This is a genomic window from Corallococcus sp. CA047B (assembly GCF_003612065.1).
Classification (GTDB): domain Bacteria; phylum Myxococcota; class Myxococcia; order Myxococcales; family Myxococcaceae; genus Corallococcus; species Corallococcus praedator.
This window is the reverse complement of the sequence record NZ_RAWD01000017.1, coordinates 37,406-61,443: the sequence shown is the minus strand read 5'-3', so window position 1 is coordinate 61,443 and position 24,038 is coordinate 37,406. Positions and strand designations below refer to the sequence as shown.

General features: G+C 69.7%; 15 protein-coding genes. 5 read left to right on the top strand and 10 right to left on the bottom strand.

The window, feature by feature from the left end; all coding sequences use genetic code 11:
• Positions 1–174 precede the first annotated feature (174 nt).
• Positions 175–753: a MarR family winged helix-turn-helix transcriptional regulator gene (locus tag D7X74_RS05135; RefSeq protein ID WP_199741766.1), complete on the bottom strand. Its 579-nt coding sequence runs from the start codon at positions 751–753 to the stop codon at positions 175–177.
• A gap of 109 nt (positions 754–862) precedes the next feature.
• On the opposite strand from D7X74_RS05135, the gene D7X74_RS05130 reads away from it, so the two are divergent.
• Positions 863–1,399, top strand: coding sequence for a carboxymuconolactone decarboxylase family protein (locus tag D7X74_RS05130; protein WP_120582115.1), 537 nt, complete (start codon positions 863–865; stop codon positions 1,397–1,399).
• 94 nt (positions 1,400–1,493) lie between these two features.
• Here the strand turns inward: D7X74_RS05130 and D7X74_RS05125 are convergent, their stop codons facing one another.
• The 5 genes from D7X74_RS05125 to D7X74_RS05105 are packed head-to-tail and all read right to left on the bottom strand — an operon-like array spanning position 1,494 to position 14,793.
• Complete coding sequence (locus D7X74_RS05125) at positions 1,494–3,041, bottom strand: SUMF1/EgtB/PvdO family nonheme iron enzyme (RefSeq protein ID WP_120531786.1); 1,548 nt, start codon at positions 3,039–3,041, stop codon at positions 1,494–1,496.
• A complete protein-coding gene (locus D7X74_RS05120) occupies positions 3,041–3,808 on the bottom strand; it encodes a hypothetical protein (RefSeq protein WP_120531785.1) in 768 nt (255 codons plus the stop codon). Before D7X74_RS05120 ends, D7X74_RS05125 begins: the two co-directional genes overlap by 1 nt.
• Positions 3,809–3,825: 17 nt before the next feature.
• On the bottom strand, positions 3,826–4,353 hold the full coding sequence (locus D7X74_RS05115; RefSeq protein WP_147444150.1) for a hypothetical protein: 528 nt from the start codon (positions 4,351–4,353) through the stop codon (positions 3,826–3,828).
• A gap of 12 nt (positions 4,354–4,365) precedes the next feature.
• Positions 4,366–12,405: a hypothetical protein gene (locus tag D7X74_RS05110; RefSeq protein ID WP_120531783.1), complete on the bottom strand. Its 8,040-nt coding sequence runs from the start codon at positions 12,403–12,405 to the stop codon at positions 4,366–4,368.
• Between the two features lie 30 nt (positions 12,406–12,435).
• Positions 12,436–14,793, bottom strand: a complete 2,358-nt coding sequence (locus D7X74_RS05105; RefSeq protein ID WP_158622188.1) for an AAA family ATPase — start codon at positions 14,791–14,793, stop codon at positions 12,436–12,438.
• Positions 14,794–14,911: 118 nt separating this feature from the next.
• Between D7X74_RS05105 and D7X74_RS05100 the strand changes: the two genes are divergently transcribed.
• The 3 genes from D7X74_RS05100 (at position 14,912) to D7X74_RS05090 (ending at position 17,894) form a co-directional block, all read left to right on the top strand.
• Positions 14,912–15,412, top strand: a complete 501-nt coding sequence (locus D7X74_RS05100; RefSeq protein ID WP_120531781.1) for a flavin reductase family protein — start codon at positions 14,912–14,914, stop codon at positions 15,410–15,412.
• Positions 15,413–15,458: 46 nt separating this feature from the next.
• Positions 15,459–16,067, top strand: coding sequence for a superoxide dismutase (locus tag D7X74_RS05095; protein WP_120531780.1), 609 nt, complete (start codon positions 15,459–15,461; stop codon positions 16,065–16,067).
• Between the two features lie 120 nt (positions 16,068–16,187).
• The gene (locus D7X74_RS05090) at positions 16,188–17,894 is read left to right on the top strand and encodes a phospholipase D-like domain-containing protein (RefSeq protein ID WP_120531779.1); all 1,707 of its coding nucleotides are present in this window, start codon (positions 16,188–16,190) and stop codon (positions 17,892–17,894) included.
• A gap of 10 nt (positions 17,895–17,904) precedes the next feature.
• Here D7X74_RS05090 and D7X74_RS42930 read toward each other — a convergent pair whose 3' ends face one another.
• The 4 genes from D7X74_RS42930 to D7X74_RS05075 all read right to left on the bottom strand — a co-directional run bounded on the left by D7X74_RS42930 (position 17,905) and on the right by D7X74_RS05075 (position 22,014).
• Complete coding sequence (locus tag D7X74_RS42930; protein WP_158622187.1) at positions 17,905–18,069, bottom strand: hypothetical protein; 165 nt, start codon at positions 18,067–18,069, stop codon at positions 17,905–17,907.
• A gap of 52 nt (positions 18,070–18,121) precedes the next feature.
• Positions 18,122–20,035, bottom strand: a complete 1,914-nt coding sequence (locus tag D7X74_RS05085) for a serine/threonine-protein kinase (RefSeq protein WP_120531778.1) — start codon at positions 20,033–20,035, stop codon at positions 18,122–18,124.
• A gap of 31 nt (positions 20,036–20,066) precedes the next feature.
• On the bottom strand, positions 20,067–21,038 hold the full coding sequence (locus tag D7X74_RS05080; protein WP_120531777.1) for a hypothetical protein: 972 nt from the start codon (positions 21,036–21,038) through the stop codon (positions 20,067–20,069).
• A gap of 91 nt (positions 21,039–21,129) precedes the next feature.
• Positions 21,130–22,014, bottom strand: coding sequence for a sigma-70 family RNA polymerase sigma factor (locus D7X74_RS05075; RefSeq protein WP_158620249.1), 885 nt, complete (start codon positions 22,012–22,014; stop codon positions 21,130–21,132).
• 252 nt (positions 22,015–22,266) lie between these two features.
• Here D7X74_RS05075 and D7X74_RS05070 point away from each other — a divergent pair, with 252 nt between their 5' ends.
• A complete protein-coding gene (locus tag D7X74_RS05070) occupies positions 22,267–24,012 on the top strand; it encodes a hypothetical protein (RefSeq protein WP_158622186.1) in 1,746 nt (581 codons plus the stop codon).
• The last annotated feature ends 26 nt before the right edge of the window (positions 24,013–24,038 follow it).

Here is a 24,038-nt window from a genome sequence, read left to right as displayed (position 1 = left end):
GGGCAGGGAAGTCCTTGCCCTACGGGTGGGGCCCCGCTCGATTGCAAGGACTGCCTCGACCCCTTTCATGTTCCGCCACGTCGCGCTTGGATGAGCACGGCGGCTGTTCCCACCCACCTCACAGCAGCTCACCGCGAAGGCCGGCTGAGCAGCGCACTCGGTTCGGGCCGGGCGTCAGTGGCCTGGGGGGATGACCTCGTGCTCCCGGCACAGCAGCTGGCTGTCCTCGCGTGACAGCGGCTCCTGCGTCAGGCCGCAGCGGAAGCGCCCCGGGCCTTCTCGCTGGAAAAGCTTGCAGGTGCCGCATGCGCCAAAGCTGCGCTGGGCATTCGCGGCTTGCAGGGAGCGCAATAGCCCGGTGAGCGCCTCTTCGAGCGCCGCGCCCTCGCCGGGCAGCTCCGTGAGGGCCCGCTTGAAGAGCTCGGGTGGCAGGGCCTGGGTCAGCACCGCGCGGCCCGCCTCCGTCAACAGCAGGTGAACGACGCGCCGATCCTCCGTATCGGCCTGCTTGCGCAACAGTCCCTTTTCCTCCAGCAGCAGGAGCGTCTGCGACACGGTGCCCTTGGTGAGCCCCAGGTACTCCGTCAGCGCCGCGGGCGTGTTGCTGTAGCGGTTGCACGACTGCAGGTAGCGCAGCGCCTGCAGGTGCACCGGCTGCAGCCCATGTGGCAGCCCCGCCGCCCGCTCCTCCGTGCGGAGCAGGTTCCCGAGTCGCTCGAGCAACGCATAGAGGCGGTCGCCGGCCATGGGCATGAAGGTATCGTGTCGATACCGAGTTGACAAGCGGAGTCGGTGGGCGCATTTAGTATCGAGTCGATACCATTCGATTGGCCGCACACCCCGCTGTCCCCAGGAGCAACCCATGACGACGCCCACCATCGCCCCCGTTGGCCCCGCGAATACGCCTGCCGCCTCCGAGCCCACGCTCGCCGCCCTGAAGGCGAAGTTCGGAACCGTTCCGAAGATGTTCTCCACCTTCGCCCACTCCCCCGCGGCGCTCGACGCCGTGGCGGGCTACTTCAACGCCATGGGCGGCGCGAAGCTGTCGCCGCGCACGCAGGAGGCCATCGCCATCGCGGTGGCGGAGCTGAACCGCTGCACCTACTGCCTCTCCGCGCACACGGCGCTGGCGAAGGGGCACGGGGTGAAAGCGGATGAGCTGAGTGGCTTTCGCACCGGCCGTTCGGCGGACCCCCGCGAGCAGGCCATCCTGGACCTCGCCGTCGCCATCGCCCGCACGCGGGCGGCGGACGTGGGCCCGCAGCTCGCACAGGCACGCAAGGCGGGGCTGAGTGACGCGGAGCTGGTGGAGGTGGTGGCGGCGGTCGCGCAGAACGTGCTCACCAACTACCTCAACGTGGTGGCCGGCACCGAGGTCGACTTCCCCCGCGTCGCCTGAGCCTCCGCCCGGGGGGCGCCGGCGGGGTCGCGGCGCCCCTGGGGGCTTCAGTCACGCAGGGCGCGACTTCCAGCCGCCCTGTGCTGGTGTTGGCTCAAGGCGATAGCGCCAATACCCACCGCACCGCGCCGAGCACCGCCGAGTCCGCCTCCGCCACGTCGCGCCTGGATGCGCACAGCGGTTGTTCCCGCCCGCCGCACAGCAGGTGTCCGTTCGTCTTCTCATCCACGGCCCATTGCGGAAGCGAACCCACCAGCCCTGCTACGCCCCAGGGCGAAGCGCGCGAAGCCCCGTCGTCCCGCATCGAGTTCCCCCAGGGGAACAGCCGGCCATCCGGACCGCGCGCCGCCATCTCCCACGCCTCACCGGAAGGCAATCGCAGCTCCACGCCCTCAATCCGTGACAGCGCCGCGCACACCTGCTCCGCCTGGGCCCACGTGCAAGGCGCGGCTTCCTCCGCGTCCGCGCTCGCCGTCCCCATGGGTCCCTGTGCCGCCGCCAGTGTCCACGCCGCGGCCGCTCGACTCACCGGAACCCGCGCAACGAAGAACCCCGGCGAGCGGACCCGCCGCAACGTCGCGCCCGTCCCCAGCCAGTGCTCCACCGCCGGCACCCATCGTGCCTCCAGCCCGGAGCGCCGCAGCCGATACGTGCCCTCATGCGCCACCAATGCCTCGGGCAGGGCCTGCGGCGGACTGCCCGGGTCCACGGGCGTCGTGAGCGCATGCAGCAGCAGCGTGGGATCATCCAGCACCTCCGCCGGCCCTGACAGCGCGCGCAGCAGCGGCGCCATCCGTTCCCGCTTCGGTGAACCCTCCGGTGGCAGCGGCCGTCCTGCCAGCACCCCCGCCACCAGGTCCCGCAGACCTGAATAGAACAGCCGGTCCCGGGGATCCGCGCCCTCGCGCGTGGACGTGGGCATCTTCGCCGCGACCAGCGCCGGAATCACCGCACGGGCCTGGAGCCGCGCCGCGGTCATCACCGCCGTCACCCGCACCTCCGCGTCCGCATCCACCAGCGCGGAGTTCAACACCGCGTCGATGTGCGGATTGGATCGCGGATGATCCTGGATGAGCCAGCGCAGCACCTGCCGCCGCTGCTCCTCCCCCGGCAGGTGCGCGAACAGGACGGAGCGCTCCGGATGCGCCCGCTTCTCCGCCTCCAGCACCTGGAACGCTTCTGGCACCCCCGCCGGAACAAGCTGCGCATGCACGCGCTCGGCGGTGCGCGAAACGCTCTCCTCCGGATGGAAGCGCAGCGCCGCCACGCGCTCCAGCGACGAACGCTCGCGCAGCTCCCCGGTGGCGAGCAATCCCAGCAACACGTCCTTCGTCTCCCGCGACGCCAGCAACGCCGCGAGCGCCGGGGCGTCCAGCACCGGCACCTGCCGCCGCACCGCGTTCCAGCCTTCCACCGCGTCCCGCCCGTGGAGCTGGAGCACCCGCAGCCTCACCACCGGGTTGAACGAGTACTGAAGCTCCGTGCCCTTCGCGCGATGCACATACACCGCCAGCTCCGGTTCTCCGGGGATGAGCGGCGGTGTCTGGCTTTCGGACTGGAGGAACCAGCCCAGCCCCTCCAGCACGCGGTCCAGCGCCTCGAAGGTGAAGTCCGGCCGGGCGACCAGGGTAGGGGAGGGCATCACGCGGGCTTCACGCGTGAGTGCACGGCCTCCAGGACCTCCGCGACCGGCCGGTGCTCGAACCCGACGTGGAAGGAGCGAGCCGCCCAGAGCAGGTCCTTCCAGTCGAGCGTGTCCGCGGCCCGCTTCATGGGGAAGACCTCCGCGAACGTCTCCCACGCCGGGCGGACCTCCTCGGCCCGTGCCTGTCGCCGCTGTGCCGTCGCGAGGTAGCGGACGAAGCCCTGAACGTTGAACCCGAAGGTCTGTCCCGGCGTGAAGCTCTCGGGCAGCTTTCCCCCACCGACGAACCGGGCCGCGAGCTCCGGCAGCCCCTGGGCGAGCGACACCAGGCCACAGCGGTACGCCAGCACCTCGTGCAGCGTCCGGCGCGCCTTCATCAGCGCCTCCAGCCAGGACTCCACGGGCGCGCGGGCGAGGAGCCCGTCCACCTGCCCTGCACACTCCATCGCGTTCACGAACGACAGCACGTTGACGACCTGCTCGGGCCGCAGGTCGTCGAAGTCCTCCGCGACCTGCTGGAGCGCGGGGCCGGCCAGTCGCGCCAGCGGCTCCGCCAGCGCCCGGCCTTCGGTGGGGCCGCACAGCACGAGCATCCGGCTGAGCGTGTTGCTCAGGGGGCCTGCTTCCCGCACGGGGGCATTCGCGTTCGCCAACACGGAGGGCGTCAGCAGCTTGATCGTCTCCTTCGCGTCCGCGCCTTCGCGGCCCCCGGAGCCGAAGAGTGCGCTCCAGGTGCTGGGGTTGTCGTTCGGCTGGCCCGCCATGCGTCCTCCTTCGCCCGTCATCCCTGTTGCTTGCGTCGCTCGAAGATCGCGAGGTGCCGCTTCCGTCGCGCGCGGTACTCCTCTTTGACGTGCTCCGAGGCCTGTCGCAACCGCTCCGGCAGCGCGCCGCTCTCCACCTGGGCCTGGAGTTTGGGCAGGAAGCGCGACACGGCCTGGACGCTCGGGTTCTTGCGCCGCTTGAGCCGCTCCTCGTTGTCCCGGGCCCACTCCGCGCAGTCCAACCCTTGCGCCAGCTCCACCAGCGCGTCGATGTCCTGCTCGGTCAGCGTGAACTCCTCCAGGTAGTCCTCCGCCGTTCCGTAGGCCTTCTTCTCCTCCGGAAACTCCGCCGCGGTGAGCACCAGCCCCTTGGCCACGCCCTCGTCCAGCGGGGCAATGGTCTTCAGGGGCGTGTCGCAGAACGGGCACTTGTCCGGGTCCGGAAGCGTGAGCGTCTCACGCCGGGTCACCACCAGCTTCTGGTGCACGGTGAACTTCGAGCCGCACACGTAGCAGGTGACTGTTCTCGATGGTTGACCACGCATGGCGAGTCGTCCTCATGGGGGCCAGCGCCCCGGGAGCAGGTCGATGAGGCGCCGACCAAAGGTCTCCGCGTCCGCTTCAATCGGCTGCGAATAATAGCGCGCGCCCGCCTGGAAGTACGCGCCTCCGGAGCCCGGGAGGTTTCCGGCCCACGCCCCCGCGAGCGGGTGCGAGGAGCGCCCGAGCGACAACTGGTACGCCTGATACGCCTGATAGTAGTGCCGGCTCTCGTGGACGATGGTGCCAACGGCGTCGCCCACCGACAGCCCGGTCGCGATGACCAGCCGGCCCCGCTTCCGGTAGGGCCTCAGCCGCCCACTCCTGAGGCGCCGGAAGTTCCAGCTCATGTAGCCATAGTCCCCGCGCAGGTTCTTGAAGAGGATGTCCGGCCGCCTCGACTTGGGGATGCCCAACGCGTCCAGGGTGATCTCCGCCGCTTCCCGCAGCGCCTGTTCCCTTTCCAACGGGCGCAGCGAGCTGAACTTCCTCGGATCGAGTTCGGGAATCTGCTTGAGCCGGTCGCGGATCTCACGCAGCTGCACGCGCTCGAACTCCATGAACTTTCGCGCCGACCACTGCTGGGACAGGCTGATGTCGAAGCCGCCCCAGCCCAGCACCCCGACTCCCGGGACGACGGTCCGCACCCGGTGCACGTCCCCCAGGCCCGTCGCGGCGTTCGCCACGTCGCTCCCCGTCGGCGGCATGACGACGGGCGGTGGGCGCTCGAAGCGCGCGTCGATGCGCGTGATGGCGCCCGCGGTCGCAGTGGGATCCAAGCCCCGCACCAGGCGGGGCCGGGGCCCCGGGTCGATGCCATGCTTCGAGAACATCCCCGTCCCCGGGGTGGTTCCGTCCAGGGCGTCCTCCACGGCCTGGAGCGCCTTCTCCACCTCCGGGACACGTCCTGACTTGAAGGACGCCTTCAGGTCGCGCTTGAGCTGTTTGACGAGCGTCCGGTCCTCGATCCCCGGTGGAAGTTTCTGGGCGAGGAGATCCAGCTTGCGCCACGCGTTCGCGACGCGATCGATGCGGGCGGCCAGGGACTTGCCAGGCATCTTCGTCCTGGGACCGATGCGCAGCTCAATCTGCACCCGCCACTGGTCAATGGCATCCTTGAGCTTCGCGACGTGCGTCGGGCTCAACTGGTGGAGACGGGTCCAGTTCTCGTTGTCGAGCGCCTCGCGCAACAGCTCCATGTTGCTCAGCAGGTTCTCTCCGACCGAGGTGAACTTGCGGAACTTGGGGTCCTGCTTGCCTCCCTTGACCTCCACGATGTGGATGTCGGCGCGGGTCGGGTTGACGCCGTCATCGAATTGGAACAACAGCTCGTCGAAGCCGCTGCCCTGTTCCCCCTTGGGTTTGAAGGTGACGCGCTGGAACTCCTTGCCCGGCCCCAGCCGGTCTCCCAGGATGTCCTCCGTCATCCGGCGCGAAGCGCCCTTCTCCAGCTCGCCTCCTTCCTTGTTGACGAACCCGCCGCGCTTCTCCCAGCGCGGGCTCTTGCGCGCGGAGAGGATCTCCTCGAACAGCTCCTTCTGCCCCTGCGCGTTGGTCTTCTCGACCAGTCGGTAGTAGCGCTTTTCTGAAACCCGCCGCTTGCGGTCGAACTTCAGCTCCTCCCACGCGGGGCCGACTTGTTCCAGGGACTCCCCGGCTCCCACCGGCGTGGTGGTGCGTTTGAGTTGCTCCTTCGAAAGCGGCGTGCGCTCCAGCGTCTGGATGTTCGGGTCGTCCACCTCCGGGCGCTTGAGGGAGTACGCGCCCACGTCCTGGTTCGGGTGCACCTGGGAGGTCTGGGGCCATGTTTCTGGCTTCACCTCCGGCGCCTTGGCCTCGGGCAGCTCGGGAGCCTGGGGCGGGACGGGGGGCTCCTTCTTGCTGAACAGCCGCGGCGGTTCGTTCAGGTACTGGGGCTTCGTGCGCGTACCCTGTCCGAACTCCGCGAGTTCCGACGGGGTGAAGGCGTCCACCTCTCCCAGCCGCTTGCGCAGGTTTCCGAGCGACCGTTCCCCCCGCTCGATGCGGCGCGCCGCCTCGCCCGGGTCCATGGACACGCCGCGCTTCGCCTCCAGCGAGGCGAGCAGTGACTCCTGCGCGTCGATCTCCAGCCGCAGCTTCTTGCGGTACAGCTCGAACTGCTTTTCGACGGGCAGCCGGTCCCAGTGCCGCAGCGCCGTTTCGTCCAGCGCTTGGACCAGTTCGCGCGTCGCCTTGTCGTGGCGCTGGAGCAGGTGCAGGCCCTCTTCGCCCAACGCCGCCAGGTCCGCGCCCGCCTTGAAGACGATGGTCGGCTTGCCCCGGCGGAACATCGTGACGGCCTCGGCGGACTTGCTGCCGGTGAGCGCCTCGAAGTCCTCCTTGGAGAGCATCTCGATGGGCGTGTTCGCGAACGCCTTGCGCTGCGCGGGCGGCACGTGCTCCAGCAGCTCCTTGCGCATCGTGCGCTGGAGCTGCTTCTTGTCGAAGTCGCCGGACATCTGCTTGAGCAGGCCGTCGTCGAACTCGCGCAGGAACTCCTTCATCCCCCCCGCCGGGTTCTCCACCTTCCACTTCTTGAACAGCGTCAGGCGCTCCTGGGGCGTGCCCCGGAAGGCGAGCAGATCGTGGGTGCGCGGCGGGGGCGCCCGGGGCTTGGAGATGCCTCCCAGCGCGCCCAGGCCTCCGGAGATGAGAGCGCCCGGCGCCGCCTGCATCGCGGTGCCCGCGAGCACGTTGAGCAGCGCGTTGCCGCCCTTGTAGTTCTCATCGTTGAGGACGTTGCCCAGGAACGCGGAGGGCACCGACTGCACCAGGCCCTCGGCGCCCTGCGCCAGGCCGTGCGCCGTCATGCGCGCCATCACTCCGCCTTCGCCGGCCATGCGCGCCAGGAACCCCATCTTGAGCAGCCGGGAGCCCATGCCCGCCGTCGCCACGGAGGTGAGGACGTCCACGGCGCCCACGCCCGCGTCGGTGGCCGCCTCCTCCCAGCCGTAGGCGGAGCCCTTCAGTGCCGCCTTCGCGAGCATCGTCACGGCGACGGTGGCCAGCGCCGTGCCCACCAGCACCGTGGAGCTGGCCATGAACGAGCCGAACGCCGCCCAGAACCCCACGCCCGCCGGTGGGGCGAAGATGCTCAGCAGCACGCCGATGACGACCGCGATCGCCATCACCGCCGCCGTGGCGATGGTCACGACGAAGTCGGTGACGGTGTCCACGTGCTCGCGGTGCATCGTCACCGCTTCGTCGGAGAGCTCCGCCTGGTGGTCGATGCGGGCGGCCTTCTTCTCCCAGTCGTCCTGCCACTTGCGCAGCGTGTCCGCGTTGTAGTCCTTGTCCCCCGGCTTCGGCCGCCGCGACTCGTGCAGCTCCAGCGCCGCCACCTCGGCGTCGAGCGTGGCCGTCTGGTCGCGCAAAATCTTGAGCGCCGAGCGCGAGAAGATGTTGGACGAATCCAACTCGAAGCCTTCCCGGCGCTTCGCCCGGGCCAGCTTCTCCCGGGGCGTGACGGCCTCGCCGTAGTCCACCACGTCGAGGATGTCGAAGGCCTCGCGCCCGCTCAGCTCCGACTCGATGCGTGCGCGGAAGCGCTCGAACGGGGTGCGCGTGTCGCCGGCGTCGGGCGGGTTGTTCTTCGCCCATTGCTCCGCGATGGCGTTGATCTCCTCGCGGCTCTTGCCCGCGAGCACCTCCTTGAGGGCGTCCTCGTCGGTGCCGACGCCCTGGACCGCGAACTGCACGACCTCCGCGTCCGTGAGGTAGCCCTTGGCGAGCAGCGCGTCGACCGCGTCCCGGTCCGCGCCGGACGTGTCGAAGCGGACGGCCTGCTCGAACGTCATCTGGCCGGAGCCGGCGGTCACGTAGCTGGCGTCGTACTCCGCCGCCAGCGCCTTCATGTTCGCCTGGGCGTGCTCCTGTGCATGGGCCTTCGCCGCGAGGTCGACGTTCTTGCGCTCCTTCGCGAGGCGCGCCTGCAGCTTCTCCGGGCTCCACTTCTCCAGGAACTCCAGCTCGCTGATGAGCCCCTTCTTGCGGTCCGCGTCCGTGAGCGGGCCCTCGCTCGCGGGTTTGACCTTCGCCTCGTCCAGCCCGCGCTCGATGTCGATCCGCTCCTGGATGTCCAGGTAGCCGTCGCGGCGCTCGTCGGCGATCTGCCGGCGGCCCTCCGCGGACATCGCGGTGCGGATGATCGTGTCGTCCGCGTAGAAGAAGCTGGTGTGCTCGATGTGGATGCGCGCGGCATCGACCTGCAGGCCCTTGTCGTCCCGCAGGCCCTCGATGAGCTTGAGCTCATCGCCGCCCATCTCGTCGCGGTACGCGGCGCTGAGCGCGCTCTCGCCCGAGGCGCGCCCGGTCCAGTCCTTGCCGTACTGGCGCTCGTAGGCCGCGTCGATGTCCTTGTTGCGCTTGAGCAGCTCCGCCTTCAGCGTCTTGGAGTCCCAGCCGTACTGCTGCGCGTCGGCCTCCGTCTCCTTGCGGACGCGGTCGTAGACCGCCTCGATGCCCGCGCGGTCCGTGCCCAGGCCGAAGAACCACGAGCCGCGCATGGCGCGGTCCAGCTCGATGGCGCGCGCGTCCTCGGTGCGGCCCTCCACCAGGGCGTGCATCTCGTCGGCGTCGTGGGTCTTCAGCGAGCCGCTGCGCAGCTCGTCGTCCAACTGGGTGATGAGGTCGAGGCCGTACTTCTCCTTGTAGGCCTTCTTGATGGCGTCGACCTGCTCGGGCGTCTTGCCGCGCAGCAGGGTGAGGATCGCGGCTTCGTCCGTGCCCAGGCCGGTGCCCAGGAACGTGCCGTGCATCGCGTCGTCCAGCTCCACGGCGGCGGCCTTGGCGGCGTTGCCGGAGAGCAGGGCCTCCGCCTTGTCCCAGTCGTGCGTGCTGGTGCTGAAGAAGTCGTCCAGCTCGCTCTTCAGGCGCTCGCGCAGGTTCTCCCCGCCGTTGCGGGACGCGTAGAGCAGCTCGACGTAGTGGCCCTGGATGGGGGTGAGGTTGGCGAGCGCGTCGAAGATCTTCTTCTCTTCGGTGCCCCACGTGTGGTTGACGCCCTGTTCCACCTTCCCGACGATGTTGAGGGCGTCGCTGCTGAACTGCGGCTTCTGCGCCTCCACCACCGTGCGGACGCGGTCCAGGTCGGTGGCGGCGAGGATCTCCTTCTCCAGCGCCTCCATGAGCGGCTTGCGCCGCTGGCCGGCGATGCGCACCGCCAGCCCCTCCGCGAGCGCCTGGACGGCGTCCTTGCCGCCCTTGCCGTAGTAGGTGACGAGGATGGCCTTCTGCTCCTCGCTCAGGTCCTGGCGCTTCTTGAGGGCTTCGGCGTCCAGCTCCTCGCCCTGGCGCAGGCGCACCTCCGCGAGGAACAGCATGTTCTTGTCGAGCGACGTCTTGTTCTCGGCGGAGACCGCGGCCTCCCACGCCTTGCTCTCGTCGTGGGCGGAGTCGAGCCAGTCGATGATCCAGCCGAGCAGCCGGTCCCAGAACCCTCGCTCGTAGCCGATCTGCTTCGCGTGCCAGTCGCGGATGACCTCCTTGGCCTCCTTGCCCGCCCGGCGCAGCTCGTCCTGGTAGCGCTCCACGCTCTGGTCGATGTCGCGTTTGGCCTTGCTGACGACGGCGCCAATCTCCTTGCGGCGGTCGTCGAGCCACTTCTTCGTCGGGCGGTACAGCTCCGTGGCGGCCTTGAGCTTCGCCGGATCCTCACCGGCGTCCTTCTTGAGCTGCCATTCGTCCTGGAGGGCGGCGAGCTCGTACGCGCGCATCTGGTCGCTCGCGGCCTTGACGAAGGCTTCCTTGAAGCGCTTGCCGTTCTGGTCGTACCGGACGACCCAGCTGTCCACCTTGGTGTCGACGGCGGCGAGCAGCGCGTCGCGCTTGCGGCGGGCCTCGGTCAGGTCGACGCCGCCCTTGATGGCGGCGGCCTTGGCCTCCGCCTGGGCATCCAGCGAGGCGCGCACGCGGGCGAGCGAATCGTTGAATGTCTTTCCGCTCTCCTCCAGGCTCTGCTTCGCCTCCTCGTGGGCCTTGCTGAGCGTGGCGGTGGTGGCCTCGTGGGAATCGACGAGCGTCTTGCGGCGGGCCTCGACCTTGGCGTCCAGGTCCTCCTTCTTGATCTGCGCGGCGTCGGCGATGCGCTGGAGTTCAGCGGCGAAGAGGGGACGCTCCGCGGCGATGAGGCCCACGCCCCAGGACGTGTCCAGCCCACCGGTGACATACGCCTCGCGGGCTTTCTGGACGGAGGCGTCGGCGTACCGGTCCGGGGCGGCGAGCAGGCGTGCCAGCACATCGCCAATGTCCACGCGGGCGAAGTCGGGGACGTTGATGGGCGCGGGCGCGGCCTCTTCGATGACGGTGACGCCCTTCGCGGGCTCCTTGGGGGCGACCTTCGCCTTCTTCTGCTTTTCGGCCGCGTCGGTGATCTTCTTCTCGAGGAGCGTCCAGTCCTTGAGCTTCTCCGGGTCGGTGGGCTTGGGACCGCCGGGCTTGTAGACGAGGTCCCCCAGCGGGCCCTTGATGAGCAGGTGCCCTCCGTCGTCGCGGATGAGCTGCGCGCCAATCTCCGGCACGTGGCCCAGCGGACTCTTCTGAAGGTCGGGGAGCGTGGCTTCGCGGACCTCCAGCTTGCGGTCGCATTTCGCGTCGACGAGGGAGGAGGCCTTGCCGGTGGGATCATCCGGGATGGCCGGCAGGTCCTTCGGCTGCTTCGCCGGGGTGATGGCCTTCTTGCCTTCGTCCTCAAGCTGCTTGAGCCGCGCGGCGCGGACCGCGTTCGGGTCCACCGCGGCCTGTTGGACCTTGAAGGTATAGCGGGGCGCCGGAGGCAGTTGGGGTTGGGGGACCTTCTCGGTGGTGCTGGTGATGCGGCCCTTCCATGCCGCCAGGGCGCCCTCGTCCGCGCTGGGGCCCGGCCCCGGCGCGGGGCTGACCGTCGCGGGCGCCTCCGCGATGGGCTCGGGAGGAGGCGCCGGGAGCACGGCGGGCGTCGTGGCTTCGGCGGGGAGGACGCCGCTGGTATCCGGCGCGGTCTGGAGGCCCTTCTGGACGCCCTGGACGCCCTGGGCGTGGGCCTCGGCCAGCTGCTTCGTCGCCGCCACCGCCGCGGGGACTTCCGCGGAGACGGCGGGAGGCGTCTCGGCGGTGCGGCCAGTGTCGGCGGTGGCGTCGGGTTGGGGGAGGGGCGGCTTCGTGGCGGGCGTGGGTCCCTTCGTGCCCGGTGCGGCCGGGCGGATCGTGATGCGCACGTCGCCCCGTCCCGCCAGCACGTTCAAGACCGTGTCGAGCCTGGCGACCTCGCCCAGGCTCCCGGGCTCGGGTCCTGCTTCGAGGGGCGTGGGGGGCGGCTCGGGAGTGGTCTCCTCTCCGCCCACGCCCGGCGTATCGACGGTGGTGTCCGTGTCCGAAGCGGCAGCCGGTGACGTGCTGCCGCCCAGGCCCGCGGCGTCCGTGCCACCGGGCGTCGCACCCCTCGCGGAGACGTCGGCACCGGCCCCCGTCACGGCGGTCGCGCCATCGAGCGTCGCACCGCTCGCGGAGACGTCGGCACGGGCCCGGGCTTCGGCGAGCCACGCGGCGGTGTCCGCGAGTTCTTCCGCGGAGCCAGGAGGTAGCACGGCGGTGCGGGCCGCCGCGCGCCGTCGCGCCTCTTCCTCCTGCGCAGCGACGGTGGGGGCCTGGGCGGCACCGTCCGCCTCCGCGAGCCCGGTGTGCGGCTGGGGCGCGAGTCCGGCGATGCCCGCCTCGGCATCCAGGGCGCCCGGCTCGGACAGCAGGCCCACTTCGGGAGGATGCGCGGGGCATGGGTCGAAGAGGTGGGAGCGGGGCCCGCTCAGCGTCCGCCACGCCGGATCATTCACCCGGCGCCCCAGGTCGCGCGCCGTGTCGCGCAGCACCTGACCGGAGACACCGGGGCCCGTGCCCTTCAGCGAGGCGAGGCGGGACGCCAGCTCCCGGGCGGGGTTGGAGGACGCGGGCCCCCGGGGAACGACGCCCGGCTTGCGGGGGAGCGGGGACGAAGGGGTGCGTCCGGAAGTCTTCCGGGTCGCGGCCTTGATGGACGCCCTCGTACCCTGTTCACGGATGCGCACGGTCCCCCCGCACCATCAGTGAAGAAAACGCTAGGTCATCTCCACGTCCAGCACCAGGGAGGCCCGGATGGGATGTCCGTGACTGCTCCAAAAGCGATGGAGGAGGTCGAAGTCGTAGCTCTCCTGCACGCGGGGGGTGAGCTTGCGACCATCCAGCTCATGGGGAAGTCCGCGCGTGAGCAGTCCATGCAGGACGCCCAGCAGCTCGTGTTCCTCCTCGGCGCGGTTGGACCAGGCGGAGACGATGACGCCCAGGCGCAGGGCCCCGCTCTGCGTGACGGCCAGCCGGTAGAGCGCGAGCGAGACCGCGGGCCGCTTTCCCGCCAGGGCCTCCCGGGTGGGAGAGCCGTGCAGGATGTGGATCTCCTTGAGGAAGTGTTGGCGAAGCTGCGTGTCCAGTGCCTCCTGGAACACCTCCGCCACGCGGCGCAGGCGCGTGCCCGCGTCGCCGGGGCTCTCCGCCTCCGGGCGCCGTGACAGCCGGCCCAGCTCATACAGCTCCAGCGCGACGGCGCGCTCCAGGTGGTCCTGGCACAGCGGCGCCCCGGCCTGCTCCGCGAGGAAGATGCCCTTGAGGGCGGCGTTGCGGATGTCCCCGCCCGCCAGCCGGTGCCGCTGGGCGAGCCCCGCGAGGTCGAGCGCTCCCTCGCGCGGCACACCTTGGGGAAGCATCAACTCCCAGATGCGGCGGCGCTCGTCGACCTCGGGGAAGGGGAACTCGATGCGCGCGTGGAAGCGGCGCAGGAAGGCTTCGTCGATGGCCGTTTGCAGGTTGGTGGCCAGGATGATGAGGCCGTCGTGTCGCTCGATGCGCTGGAGCAGGAAGCCCACCTCCAGGTTGGCGAACCGGTCATTGGCGTTGCTGACCTCGGTGCGGGCGGAGAAGAGTGAATCCGCCTCGTCGAAGAACAGCACGGCGCCCGAGCGCTCTCCGTGGGTGAGGACCTCGTCGATGTTCTTCTCCGTCTCGCCCACGTACTTGCTGACGAGCCGGGACAGGTCCACGACGTAGAGCGGCCGGCCCACGGCGTGCGCGATGACCTCCGCGGCCAACGTCTTGCCCGTGCCGGAGCGGCCGGAGAACAGCGCCACGGGCCCGGTGTGGAGCCGGAAGCGGCGCAGGAGCCCGCGCTCCTCGGCGACGCGGTCGCGCTGGGCCACGTAGAACAGCAGCCGCTCCAGGGCCTCGCGGGTGGTGTCCCGGACCACGAGGTCCGCGAACGTCCGGGACGTCTCCAGCCGGTAGCCATGGCGCAGCGGCACCTGGACCCGCCGGGACGCGGCGGCACGAAGCGCCTCCGCCTCCCCCCCGGGGGCCGCTTCGAAGGCGGCACGAACCTCCTGCCGTCCCCCCCGGAAGCTGGAAGCCAGACGTCCGGCGTCGGCCTCGTCCAATGACAGACCCCGCGCCAGGGCCTCCTCGCGCCACAGGGCGCGCCGCTGGGTGAAGCCCAGGGCGGGCGCTTCATGGTGGGGAACGGCGACGGGCTGGGCGGAATCACACATCACCAGCGCCCGGCCCCCGAAGCGTGAACACAGCCCTGAGAGGGTTTCCGTGACGGACAGCGCGAGACTCCGCTCACACCCGGCCAGGTCCACGGCCAGCACGGCCCCGCGCACGCAGGCCATGCGCCACAGGGCCCGCGCTGCCCCGGTGGACTCCAGGGCCCCGGCCCAGCGGGCGACGACCAGGGAGGTGCCCGCGTGGGACGCGAAGTCCAGCGCCACGCCCAGGCGTTCCCCTTCGCCATGCACCACGGCGAAGGAACCGGCGCCACGCGGATCCGGTGGTTGAACGGGCTCCGTGTCGTGCCACTCCAGGGGCATGTCGCCCAGGACGGAGGGCCGGGGCAATTCCAGCAGCGCTTCGAGTACCTCCGGCGCCAGGTCCACGGGGCGGAGCAGGGGAGGAAAGGCGCCCAGGCCCGTCTGCAACAGCCCCCCGCCGACGAGCAGGCCGCTCTCGGTCAGCGACGTGTGCAGCCGCTGCGCGCGGGCGGGCGTGCGACCCAGGACGGTGAAGAGCAACCGCTCCACGTTCCATCCCTGGGCGGTGTCGTCCTGGAGCACGGCGAACAGGCGCGGGTAGCGCGGCTCCAGGTGCGCCGCGAGCAGGACGAGCAGCGCCTCCTCCTCCACGGCCTCCAGCCGCAGCGACGCCCGCAGCCGAGCGAAGGGCAGGGGAGGCGAGGTCCCCAACAGCGGCGTCTCCGGGAGCGCCGTGCTGAAGGCAAGCTCGGCGGAGGGCGTCCGCACGGTGGCGCGAACCGCGTCCCAGCCCCCCTCCGCCTCACCCCGGAGCTTCGAGGCACGTGCTTCCTCCAGGTCACAGACCTGGACCAGCAGCGCATCCAGACGCGTGAGCGTCTCCCCCCACGATGATCCCATCGGGCGCCTCCAACCCGCGAGCATACGGCGGGACGCGGCCTGCCACCCCATTGGTATTCCTCCAATGGATTGGAGGAACTGCTGACCCGGTGGCGGTGCAGGTGGTAGAGACCAGCACATGAGTCAAAGCGGTCCTGAAGGGGTGTCGGCCCTGGACTTCCGGGAGGCGATGTCCCGGTGGGCAAGCGGGGTGGCGGTGGTGTCGGTCCGTGACGCGGAAGGTGTCGCGGCGACGACAGTCAGCTCCTTCAGCTCGCTGTCGCTGAGCCCGCCGCTGGTGGCGCTGGCCCTCCAGCAGACGTCCCGGACCCTGAAGCGCGTGGAGGCCGCTGGCCGCTTCAGCGTGAGCGTCCTGTCCACCGCCCAACGGGAGATTTCGGTCCGCTGCGCGAAGGGAGACGCGGAGGGGCTGGCGTTCGACGAGCGGGCCTTCGTGCAGGACAGCCTGGCAGGCCTGGGCTGCGATGTGTTGGATGTGCACCGTTACGGCGATCACCTGTTGCTGGTGGGACGCGTGGTGGGCATCCAGCGGGGTGTGGAAGGGGATCCGCTGGTCTACTGGAACCGGGGTTATCGCGCGGTGACGGCGCATCCGGATTTGGAACCGACGCGGAAGTAGCAGACGAACAGCAGCACATTCACCACATACCGAAAGGACGTACCCGATGCCGTTCACGTTGCCCGAGCTTCCGTACAAGAAGGACGCGCTGGCCCCTCACATCAGCGCGGAGACGCTGGAGTACCACCACGGCAAGCATCACAACGCGTATGTGACGAACCTGAACAAGCTCATCGACGGCAAGCCGGAGGCGAGCAAGTCGCTCATCGACATCATCCTGAGCAGCGACGGGGGCGTGTTCAACAACTCCGCCCAGGTGTGGAACCACACCTTCTACTGGCACTGCATGGCGCCCAACGGTGGCGGCGAGCCCCGGGGCGAGCTGGCGGACGCGATCAACGGCGCCTTCGGCACCTTCGCGAAGTTCAAGGAGGAGTTCGCCAACGCCGCCGCGACGCAGTTCGGCTCCGGCTGGGCGTGGCTGGTGCAGGAGAAGGACGGCAAGCTGGGCATCGCGAAGACGGGCAACGCGGACCTGCCGATGAAGCACGGCCAGAAGGCGCTGCTCACCATCGACGTCTGGGAGCACGCCTACTATATCGACTACCGGAACCTGCGCCCCAAGTACATCGAGACGTTCCTCACGAGCCTGGTGAACTGGGACTTCGTGACCCAGAACCTCAAGGGCACGGAAATCTTCAAGGGCGACCGCTAACTCAACCGTTGAAGAGAACCGCGCGGCCCGGTCGGCACGGTCCGGTGTGGCGCGGTTCTCCACGGGTGTAGCAACCCGCCGGGTGGTCGAAATCCCTGGGGGCTCCTGTAGTGTCCGTTGATGAGCAAGCGGGAGAGCGTCAACAACAGCGCGAAGTTCCTGATGGATGGCGAAGAATTCTTCGCCACCTTCGTCAAGTGTCTGGACGAGGTGAAGCGCAGCGTCACCGACGGGGCGGATGTCCTGTCGAAGCCGGAGGACACGTCGAACGTCCCCGAGGCCGTGCCCGCGAACACCTACGTCCGGCTGGCCTACTGGGCGATGGAGCTGGGCGTCCCCCTGCGCAAGGACAAGCCCTCGCAAACACTCGAGGTGGAGCTGAAGGCGCTGGCGGACCTGGGCGTCCACGTGGAGATCATCCTGTGGGATCCGGACGTCGTGTCGGGGAACTACACCGGCGAAGGGAACTTCGCGGCGAAGGTGGCCCACGGGAACCAGTTGGTGGCGAAGGTCCTGCACGGCTACAAGGACAAGATCCTTGTCTATCTGGAGAGCCATCCGGCCCGGCTGAAGGGCGTGGGCCTGGGGCTGCACCAGAAGATGTCCCTCTTCTCCGTGCGGGGGCGGCTCAAGGCGATGGTGGGTGGCTTCAACATGGAGGCGGAGTACTGGGACACGCCCTTTCACACCGGGAAACATCCCATCACGCCTTCCGACAAAGTCCACACCCTCCACGACACCGCGCTGCTGGTGAAGGGGCCCGTGACGTTGGATGTCGAGGCGGAGTGGCTGCGCCGCTGGGACCGACAGGTCTCGTCCGACTCGTTCATGATCTGGAACGGGCCACCGCGCTACAAGGTCCGGGGTGCCATCAAGGGGCTCCTGAAGGACCAGCCCCAGACCGGCGATCTGGCGATCTCCGTGCTGACAACGGGTGTTTCCGCCTTCAGCACCGAACACAGCATCCGGGATGAAATCAAGGCGCTGCTCAAGGGCGCTACCTCGTATGTCTATGCGGAGAACTACCAGTTCTTCGAACCGGAAATCGTCTCGGAGATCTGCCGGAAGCTGAAGACGCAGAAGCAGTTCCACGTCTGTGTGGTGATTCCGGATCAGGCCTGCGACCCGGCACAGGCGAACACCCAGTTGTCACGCATCGCGTACACGCGGATGTTGGTGGCGAGCTTCAAGGACAAACAGGGGACCAAGGGGAAGCTTGATGACGCCCTGCGCGGCCTGCGGATCAACGATGTCCTCGAGCCGGTGAACCACGAGAACGGCGTGTATTACAAGGTCCTCGGCGCGAAGACGCCGAAGAGCTGGATGGAAGGCGCGAAACTCCAGAAGCGTCCCGCCCCGGTGGAGGGCCAGAAGACCGCGAGCAAGCCGCTGGAGGTGGCCCTGGAGTTGATTGAAGGTGTGGACTTGGTGGACGGCGAGACGCCCCGTGTCCAGTTCTACTGCCCCGTGCGGTTCCCGGCGGACAGCGACCAATACGGTGACAGCATCAAGATCTATGTCCATTCCAAGCTGATGCTCATCGACTCGCGCCACGTCATCGTGGGCAGCGCGAACTTTGGCCATCGCAGCATGGAGTATGACGGGGAGATGAGCCTTCACGTCCAGAGCGATGCCTTCGCGATCGAGGTGAAACGGAAGCTCTTTCCGCACTACAACGTGCACTCCCAGAAGGAAGTGCCCGCGGCGCTTCGTGACGACGCCCATGGCCAGTACAACCAGGTGCGGCTGATTCCCCGGAGTCCGGGGGACCTCAAGGTGGATAAGGAGAAGCTGCCGCCCTACCCGCTGGACTACAGCTGGTTCTGACCAGGGGCTGTCACCGCTCCCGCTCCAGGAGGAACAGCCGGGAGAGCGCCTCGCTGTAGCTGTACGTGTGGGCGCTGCCGTCCTCGGAGAGGGCCAGCGTCATGATGGAGACGAGTCCCGGAGGCGTTCCCCGGGCCGGCACGGTCAGGTGCGGCACGCTTGCGCCCGTGCGCACGTCGACCCGTGAAACCTGGACGGGCAGCGAGACGCTCCGCAGATAGAGGGCGTCACCGCTGACGTGCCAGCCCGAAGGCGAGGCCGGTCCGGATGACCGGATGGTCGACGAGCACCGAGCCATTGCTCGCGATGTCGTGAAGCACCATCCGCCCGGCGATCCGATCCACGAGCCGCGTCTTCCCACCCAGGTCCACGGCGAACAGCGCGGAGTCGGCATCCGTGCGCGAGGCGGTGAACCACACCTCGGAACCGTCCGGTGCCCACGCCAGCCCCCGGATGCTTCCCCACTCACCGGAGAGCTGCCGGGGGGCTCCCTCCTTCTCCAGCACCCACACCCCGCCACGGTCATCCTTGGGATGTTCATGGAACAGGAAGGCGATCCGCGCACCGTCGGGAGACACCCGGGCGTTGCTGATCCACCCCTGGGATTCGAACCGCACCGTCCCCGGAGGCTGTTCCAGGCGGAACTTCTCCCCGACCCGCCGCACCACCATGAGCGGCCCGTCCCTGCGTCCCCAGTCTGCCTCCAGCACCCCATCGAGCACGGCGCGAGGAGCGCCCCCCGACAGCGGCATCAACCCGAGCGTCCCACTGCCATGGTCGGCGTCGAAGAACCGGGGTTCGAGCAACACCGCCAGCTCGCCCAGGGGCGAGGCGGCGAGCACGTCGGCGGGGTGTCCCAGGGCCTGCGACAGGGGCCGCTCGGTGCGTGCGCTGTAGAGCTCCGCGCGTCCGCCCTCCCACGCCGCGCCGTAGAACAACGTGTGCCCATCCGCGGAGAACCGCGCGTTGAGCACATGTCCCCGGCGGAAGGTGACCGGGCGGTAGTTCAAATCCACCACCTCCCGTGCCGGAGCGGGCTCCTCCCACGCGCGGCTGAAGACGAACAGGCCCCCGAGCACGCACAGCAGCAGCGCGCCCCCCGCGACCGGGAGCAGGGCAGGGCGCGCAAGCGGAGCTCGACGCTCGGGTGCGCGCGCGGCGATGGACTCCAACGCGAACGCCAGGTCCTGCGCGGACTGGAACCGGTCCCCCGGCGACTTCGCCAGACACCGTGCGATGACCTTTCCCAGCTCGCCCGGCAGCGTCGGCGGATCATCGCGGAGCGCGGCGCTCATCCGCTCCACCGGACTGTCACCGCCGAAGGGGAGCTGTCCGCTCACGGCCTCATGGAGCACCGCGCCCAGCGCGAAGATGTCCGCGCGCGCGTCCACGGGCTGTCCGCGAATCTGTTCCGGCGCCATGTAGCCAGCGGTGCCCATCACCGCGCCGCTCTGGGTCAACGCGGCGTCCTGGAGGTTTTCGGTGAGTCGCGCGAGCCCGAAGTCGAGGATCCGGCCGTTGCCATCCGGACCGATGAAGAGGTTCGTCGGCTTGAGGTCGCGATGGATGATTCCGCGAGCGTGCGCGGCCGCGAGCCCGCGCGAGTACTGGATGCCCAGCCGCAGGACGTGCTCCCGCTGCAGTGGGCCCCGTAGCAATCGCTCTCGCAGCGTGACGCCCTCCAGCCACTCGGTGACCAGATAGGGCAGGCCCTCATGGGTCCCCACGTCGAACAGCGTGAGCAGGTGCGGGTGGGACAGGGCTCCCGCCGCGCGTGCCTCCTGGTGGAAGCGGGCCAGTCGCTCGGGGTCCTGGACGAACCGCGCCGGAAGCACCTTGAGCGCCACGTCGCGCCCGAGCCGTCCATCATGCGCCCGGTACACGTCGCCCATCGCGCCGCTGGCGGCGTGTCCGACGACCGTGTACGGGCCCACCTGTTCGCCATCGCTGAACGGACGTGGGGGCGCTGGCTCCACGGGCTGAAGCCGGCCCTCCGCGTGCCAGGTCCTGGCGACCGCGGCCAGCAGCTCGCCACAGGCGTCGCACCGGGAGACGTGGGCCTCGATGAGGGCGCGCTGCGGGGGCTGGAGCCGGCCCTCCACGAAGGCGAGAATCGTTTCCTCGGTGGGGCATCCCGTCATGGTCGGACGAGGACTCTAGCGGTGGGCCCGCTCAGGGCAGAAGGGGCGCCGCCGGAGGCACCACGAGCCGGTGCACGCGGAACGGCAGGGACGGGACGCCCGGACTGCCGAAGAGGAACCCGAGCTGTCCCTCCAGCACCCAGGCGCCGCCCTCCGTGAGCGCGGCGGCGGTCGGCTCCACGAAGCCGTTGGCCAGGACCGCCTTCGTCGCGGTGCCCCCGCTGAGCGTCACGATGGACGCCCGGCCGGGCGCGTTCTCCACCACCAGCAGCCGCTGCGCATCCAGCCACTCCAACCCATCCGGTGATTCGATGGCCGGCGTCACGGGGATCGCCACTGGGACCCCGGCACTGCCGTCCGCCTGGATCGCGATGGAGAACAGCGTCCCCGTGTCGCTCTTCACGACATGGAGCCCGCCGGCCCCGTCGTAGGCGATGCCGTTGAGGGTGATGTCGCCCGGGGTGACAGGGTCGAACGCCTCATCCGTGGCCCACGTGGTGAGCTCCTTGCCGCCCAACGCCAGTCGGACGATGGAGTTCGCGAAGGAGTCGGTCGCGTACACGTTGCCCGCGGCGTCGAGCGTGACGTCGTTGCAGAAGCCGCTGGGGCCGGGGAGGGGATGGCTCGCCAGCAGCTCCCCGGTGGCCAGCGCATACGCGGCGAGGTGCGCCGGCTGCGCGGGGGGCAGGGTGTCATCGTAGGTGCAGGCCCAGAGCGTGCCATGCGCTTCGTCCACCGCGAGGCCGTAGACGCCGAACGCGGCACGCCCCGGCACGAAGACGTGGGCCCCCAGCTCCCCCGGCCGTGCACGGGCGATGGCCCCCGTGCCCAGGCTTCCGGCGTAGAGGGTGCCGTCGGACGCGGCCGCGAGGCCCTCGGGATAGAAGTCCTCGCCGGGCAACTGGACCTCCGTCTGCCCGGGGTCGGCGTCCCGCGGAAGGGGTTCGCACGCGGTGACGGTGGTGGCGAGCGTGAGCAGGGACAGCCATCGGGTGGGGCGCATGGGGTTCTCCTCGGTGCGGCGTTGGGGGAGGGACCCGGAACGGGGCTCCCGACGCACTGACACCGGCCGGAAAAACCTTTGCAGCGAAAGTTCAGCCCCCGGTTCCGAGCAGGCGCGTCAGGCTGAGATCGACCTGGCTCACCACCAGGGCGGCGATGCTGTCCACCGACGACGCGCCCACGCCCAGGCGTTCGCACAGGTGCCGGGTGGTGGACTCCGCCACCTGCTCGCGGGCGCGGCTGAGCCAGCGCGAGACGGTGGACAGGTGCACGCGGTAGAGCGCCGCGATGGCGTCCAGTGACAGTGACTCCACGTGGTACAGGCGCAGCAGGGTGCGGTCCCGGTCCGTGAGCTGTCCCAGGGCCGCGCGCACGGCCTCCGCGAAGGCCTCCCGGTAGCGCGAGCGGAGGTGGTTCAGCTCCGGCCCCAGGTCGTCGCCCATCGCGGACTCGATGGGCTCGCGGGCGGTGGACTCCGCGCGGGCCTCGGAGCGCTTGAGGTTGAGGGCGATCCGCAGCGCCGCCACCCGCACCCATCCGCCCAGCGCGCCGCTGCCCGTGAACTCCGCGATCTTCGGCTCGGAGCCCGTGAACAGCTTCTCGCGCAGGTGCTGCCGCACCTCGTCCACGAACGCGGGCGAGCGATCCACGCCGGACACGAACGCGCCGACCTCCCGCAGGTAGGTGTGCTCGAACAGTCGCAGCGCGACGGGGTGATGCCGCAGACACCCGAAGGCCAGATACAGCTCATCGGTGACGGAGGTGCTTTCCAGTGCCGCCCCTCCGGAGGCACCGGCTGGAAGCCGCTCCGCGATGAACCGGACGAACGGCACCGGATCCACCGTGACGCCGGGCCACCGGCCGCGCGCGTGCTCAAGGGCCCTGGCGAGGAGCGCTTCGAGTCGCTCCAGCTCGGGAACGGCTTCCGAGGTGTGCTCGCGAAACGCGGAAGCGAGCGGAAGGGTCGGACCAGTCACGGGCCGAAGGCTACCACCGCCCGGGTCTCCGCCCGTCAGTGCCCCGGGAGAAGATTGTAGAGGTGCTGAATATCCCCTCGGCCCCGCCGTCAGGAGCGCTTACCCGACGGTGAGGAAATTCCAGGCACGCGCTTGCAAGTCATTGCAGCGCAACGACGCAGCCGCGTCGGTCCGGCGATGCCCCATCACGTCTGGGAGAGGAATCCGGATGAGTCTGGGCCGGTCCGGTTCCTCATCGACAACAGGTACCGCATGACGCAACGACGACGTTCCCATCCGCCGCGCCGTTCCTCTCACACCAGCACCTCCCGGGTCCAATGGGCCTGGGCGCTCCTCGCCGCACTGCCTTTGTTCGGGTGCACCGGGGCGGAGCCGCCCGAGGCCTCCGCCAGCAAGGACAAGGACTTCTCAATCGCATCACAGACACTCCTGCAATCACCGCCGTCCGTCAGCGCCGGTGTTGTCCATGGCTGCGGGCTGACCGACAGCGGCCTGGCCATCTGCTGGGGCAACAACGACGATGGCAAGGCCACGCCCCCCGAGGGCGCCTTCACCCAGCTCAGCGTCGGCCTGCACCACGTCTGCGGCGTCCGTCCGGACGGCGGCGTGGCGTGCTGGGGGCTGGACAGCCATGGCCAGTCCACGCCTCCCACGGGCACCTTCACCCAGGTCAGCGTGGGCGAGCGCTTCAGTTGCGGCCTCAAGGCGGACGCGAGCCTGGAGTGCTGGGGCAACAACGACCGGGGACAGGCCACGCCCCCCACGGGCAGCTTCACCCGGCTCGACGCGGGGCACTTCCATGCCTGCGCCGTCACCACCTCGGGCGCGCTGGCGTGCTGGGGCGAAGACTCCTACGGCCAATCCACGCCCCCCACGGGCAGCTTCACCCAGGTCAGCGCGGCGGGAGATCACTCCTGCGCCATCACCGACACGGGCTCCCTGACGTGCTGGGGGGACTCCTTCCTCGGACAAAGCCCGCCTCCCACGGGCTCCTTCACGCAGGTGAGCGTGGGTTACTCTCACGCCTGCGCCCTCACCGCCGTGGGCACCTTGTCGTGCTGGGGGGACGACTCCGTCGGACAAAGCTCGCCTCCCACGGGCACCTTCCGGCAGGTCAGCGCGGGCGGGGCGAACACGTGCGCGGTGACCATGGCCGGCGACTTCTCCTGCTGGGGGAGTGATTTCGCCGGGGAGTCCTCGCCCCCCCGGCGCTACCGGGCGCTCGCGGCAGGCTATTCACACACGTGTGGCCTGCACTTCGACGGCACCGTCGCGTGCTTCGGGGACGACTCGTACAACCAGGCCTCGCCGCCCCCGGGCACCTTCACCCTGCTGGAGCTGGGCGTCGTGCACTCCTGTGGGCTCCAGTTGGACGGCAGCGTGGCGTGCTGGGGGCTCGACCACCTTGGACAGTCCACGCCGCCCACCGGCGCCTTCACCGCGCTCGGCCTGGGTGAGTGGCATTCATGCGGCATCCGGGCCGACGGCACGGTGGCCTGCTGGGGCGACAACACGCATGGGGAGTCCTCACCTCCGACGGGTACCTTCACCCAGGTGGGGGCGGGGAGCGGGTCCACGTGTGGCCTGCGGACGGATGGCAGCGTGTCCTGCTGGGGCCGTGACTTCGCCGGTTCGTCCACGCCCCCCACGGGGGTGTTCACCCAACTCACCATGGGCAACTCCCATGCGTGTGTCGTGACGGCGGCGGGCAACGTGTCCTGCTGGGGTTCCAACTACGCTGGGCAGTCGTCGCCTCCCGTGGGACTGCCCATCCAGTTCCTCCAGGTGAGCGCGGGCGCCGCCCACGTTTGCGCCATCGTCAGCGGCGGCCCTGGCATCGAGTGCTGGGGGGATGACAACTCCTACCAGGCCCGCCCGCCCTGGGGGGAGGAGTTCACCCAGGTCACCGCCGGGGCGAACCACACCTGCGCGTTGACGAGCCGGGGCCTTGCCCGGTGCTGGGGCTACATCGGCGCTGGCGTGCCCTCGTCTCCCTGAGGTTGAACGCGGTGGGGGAGGGACGG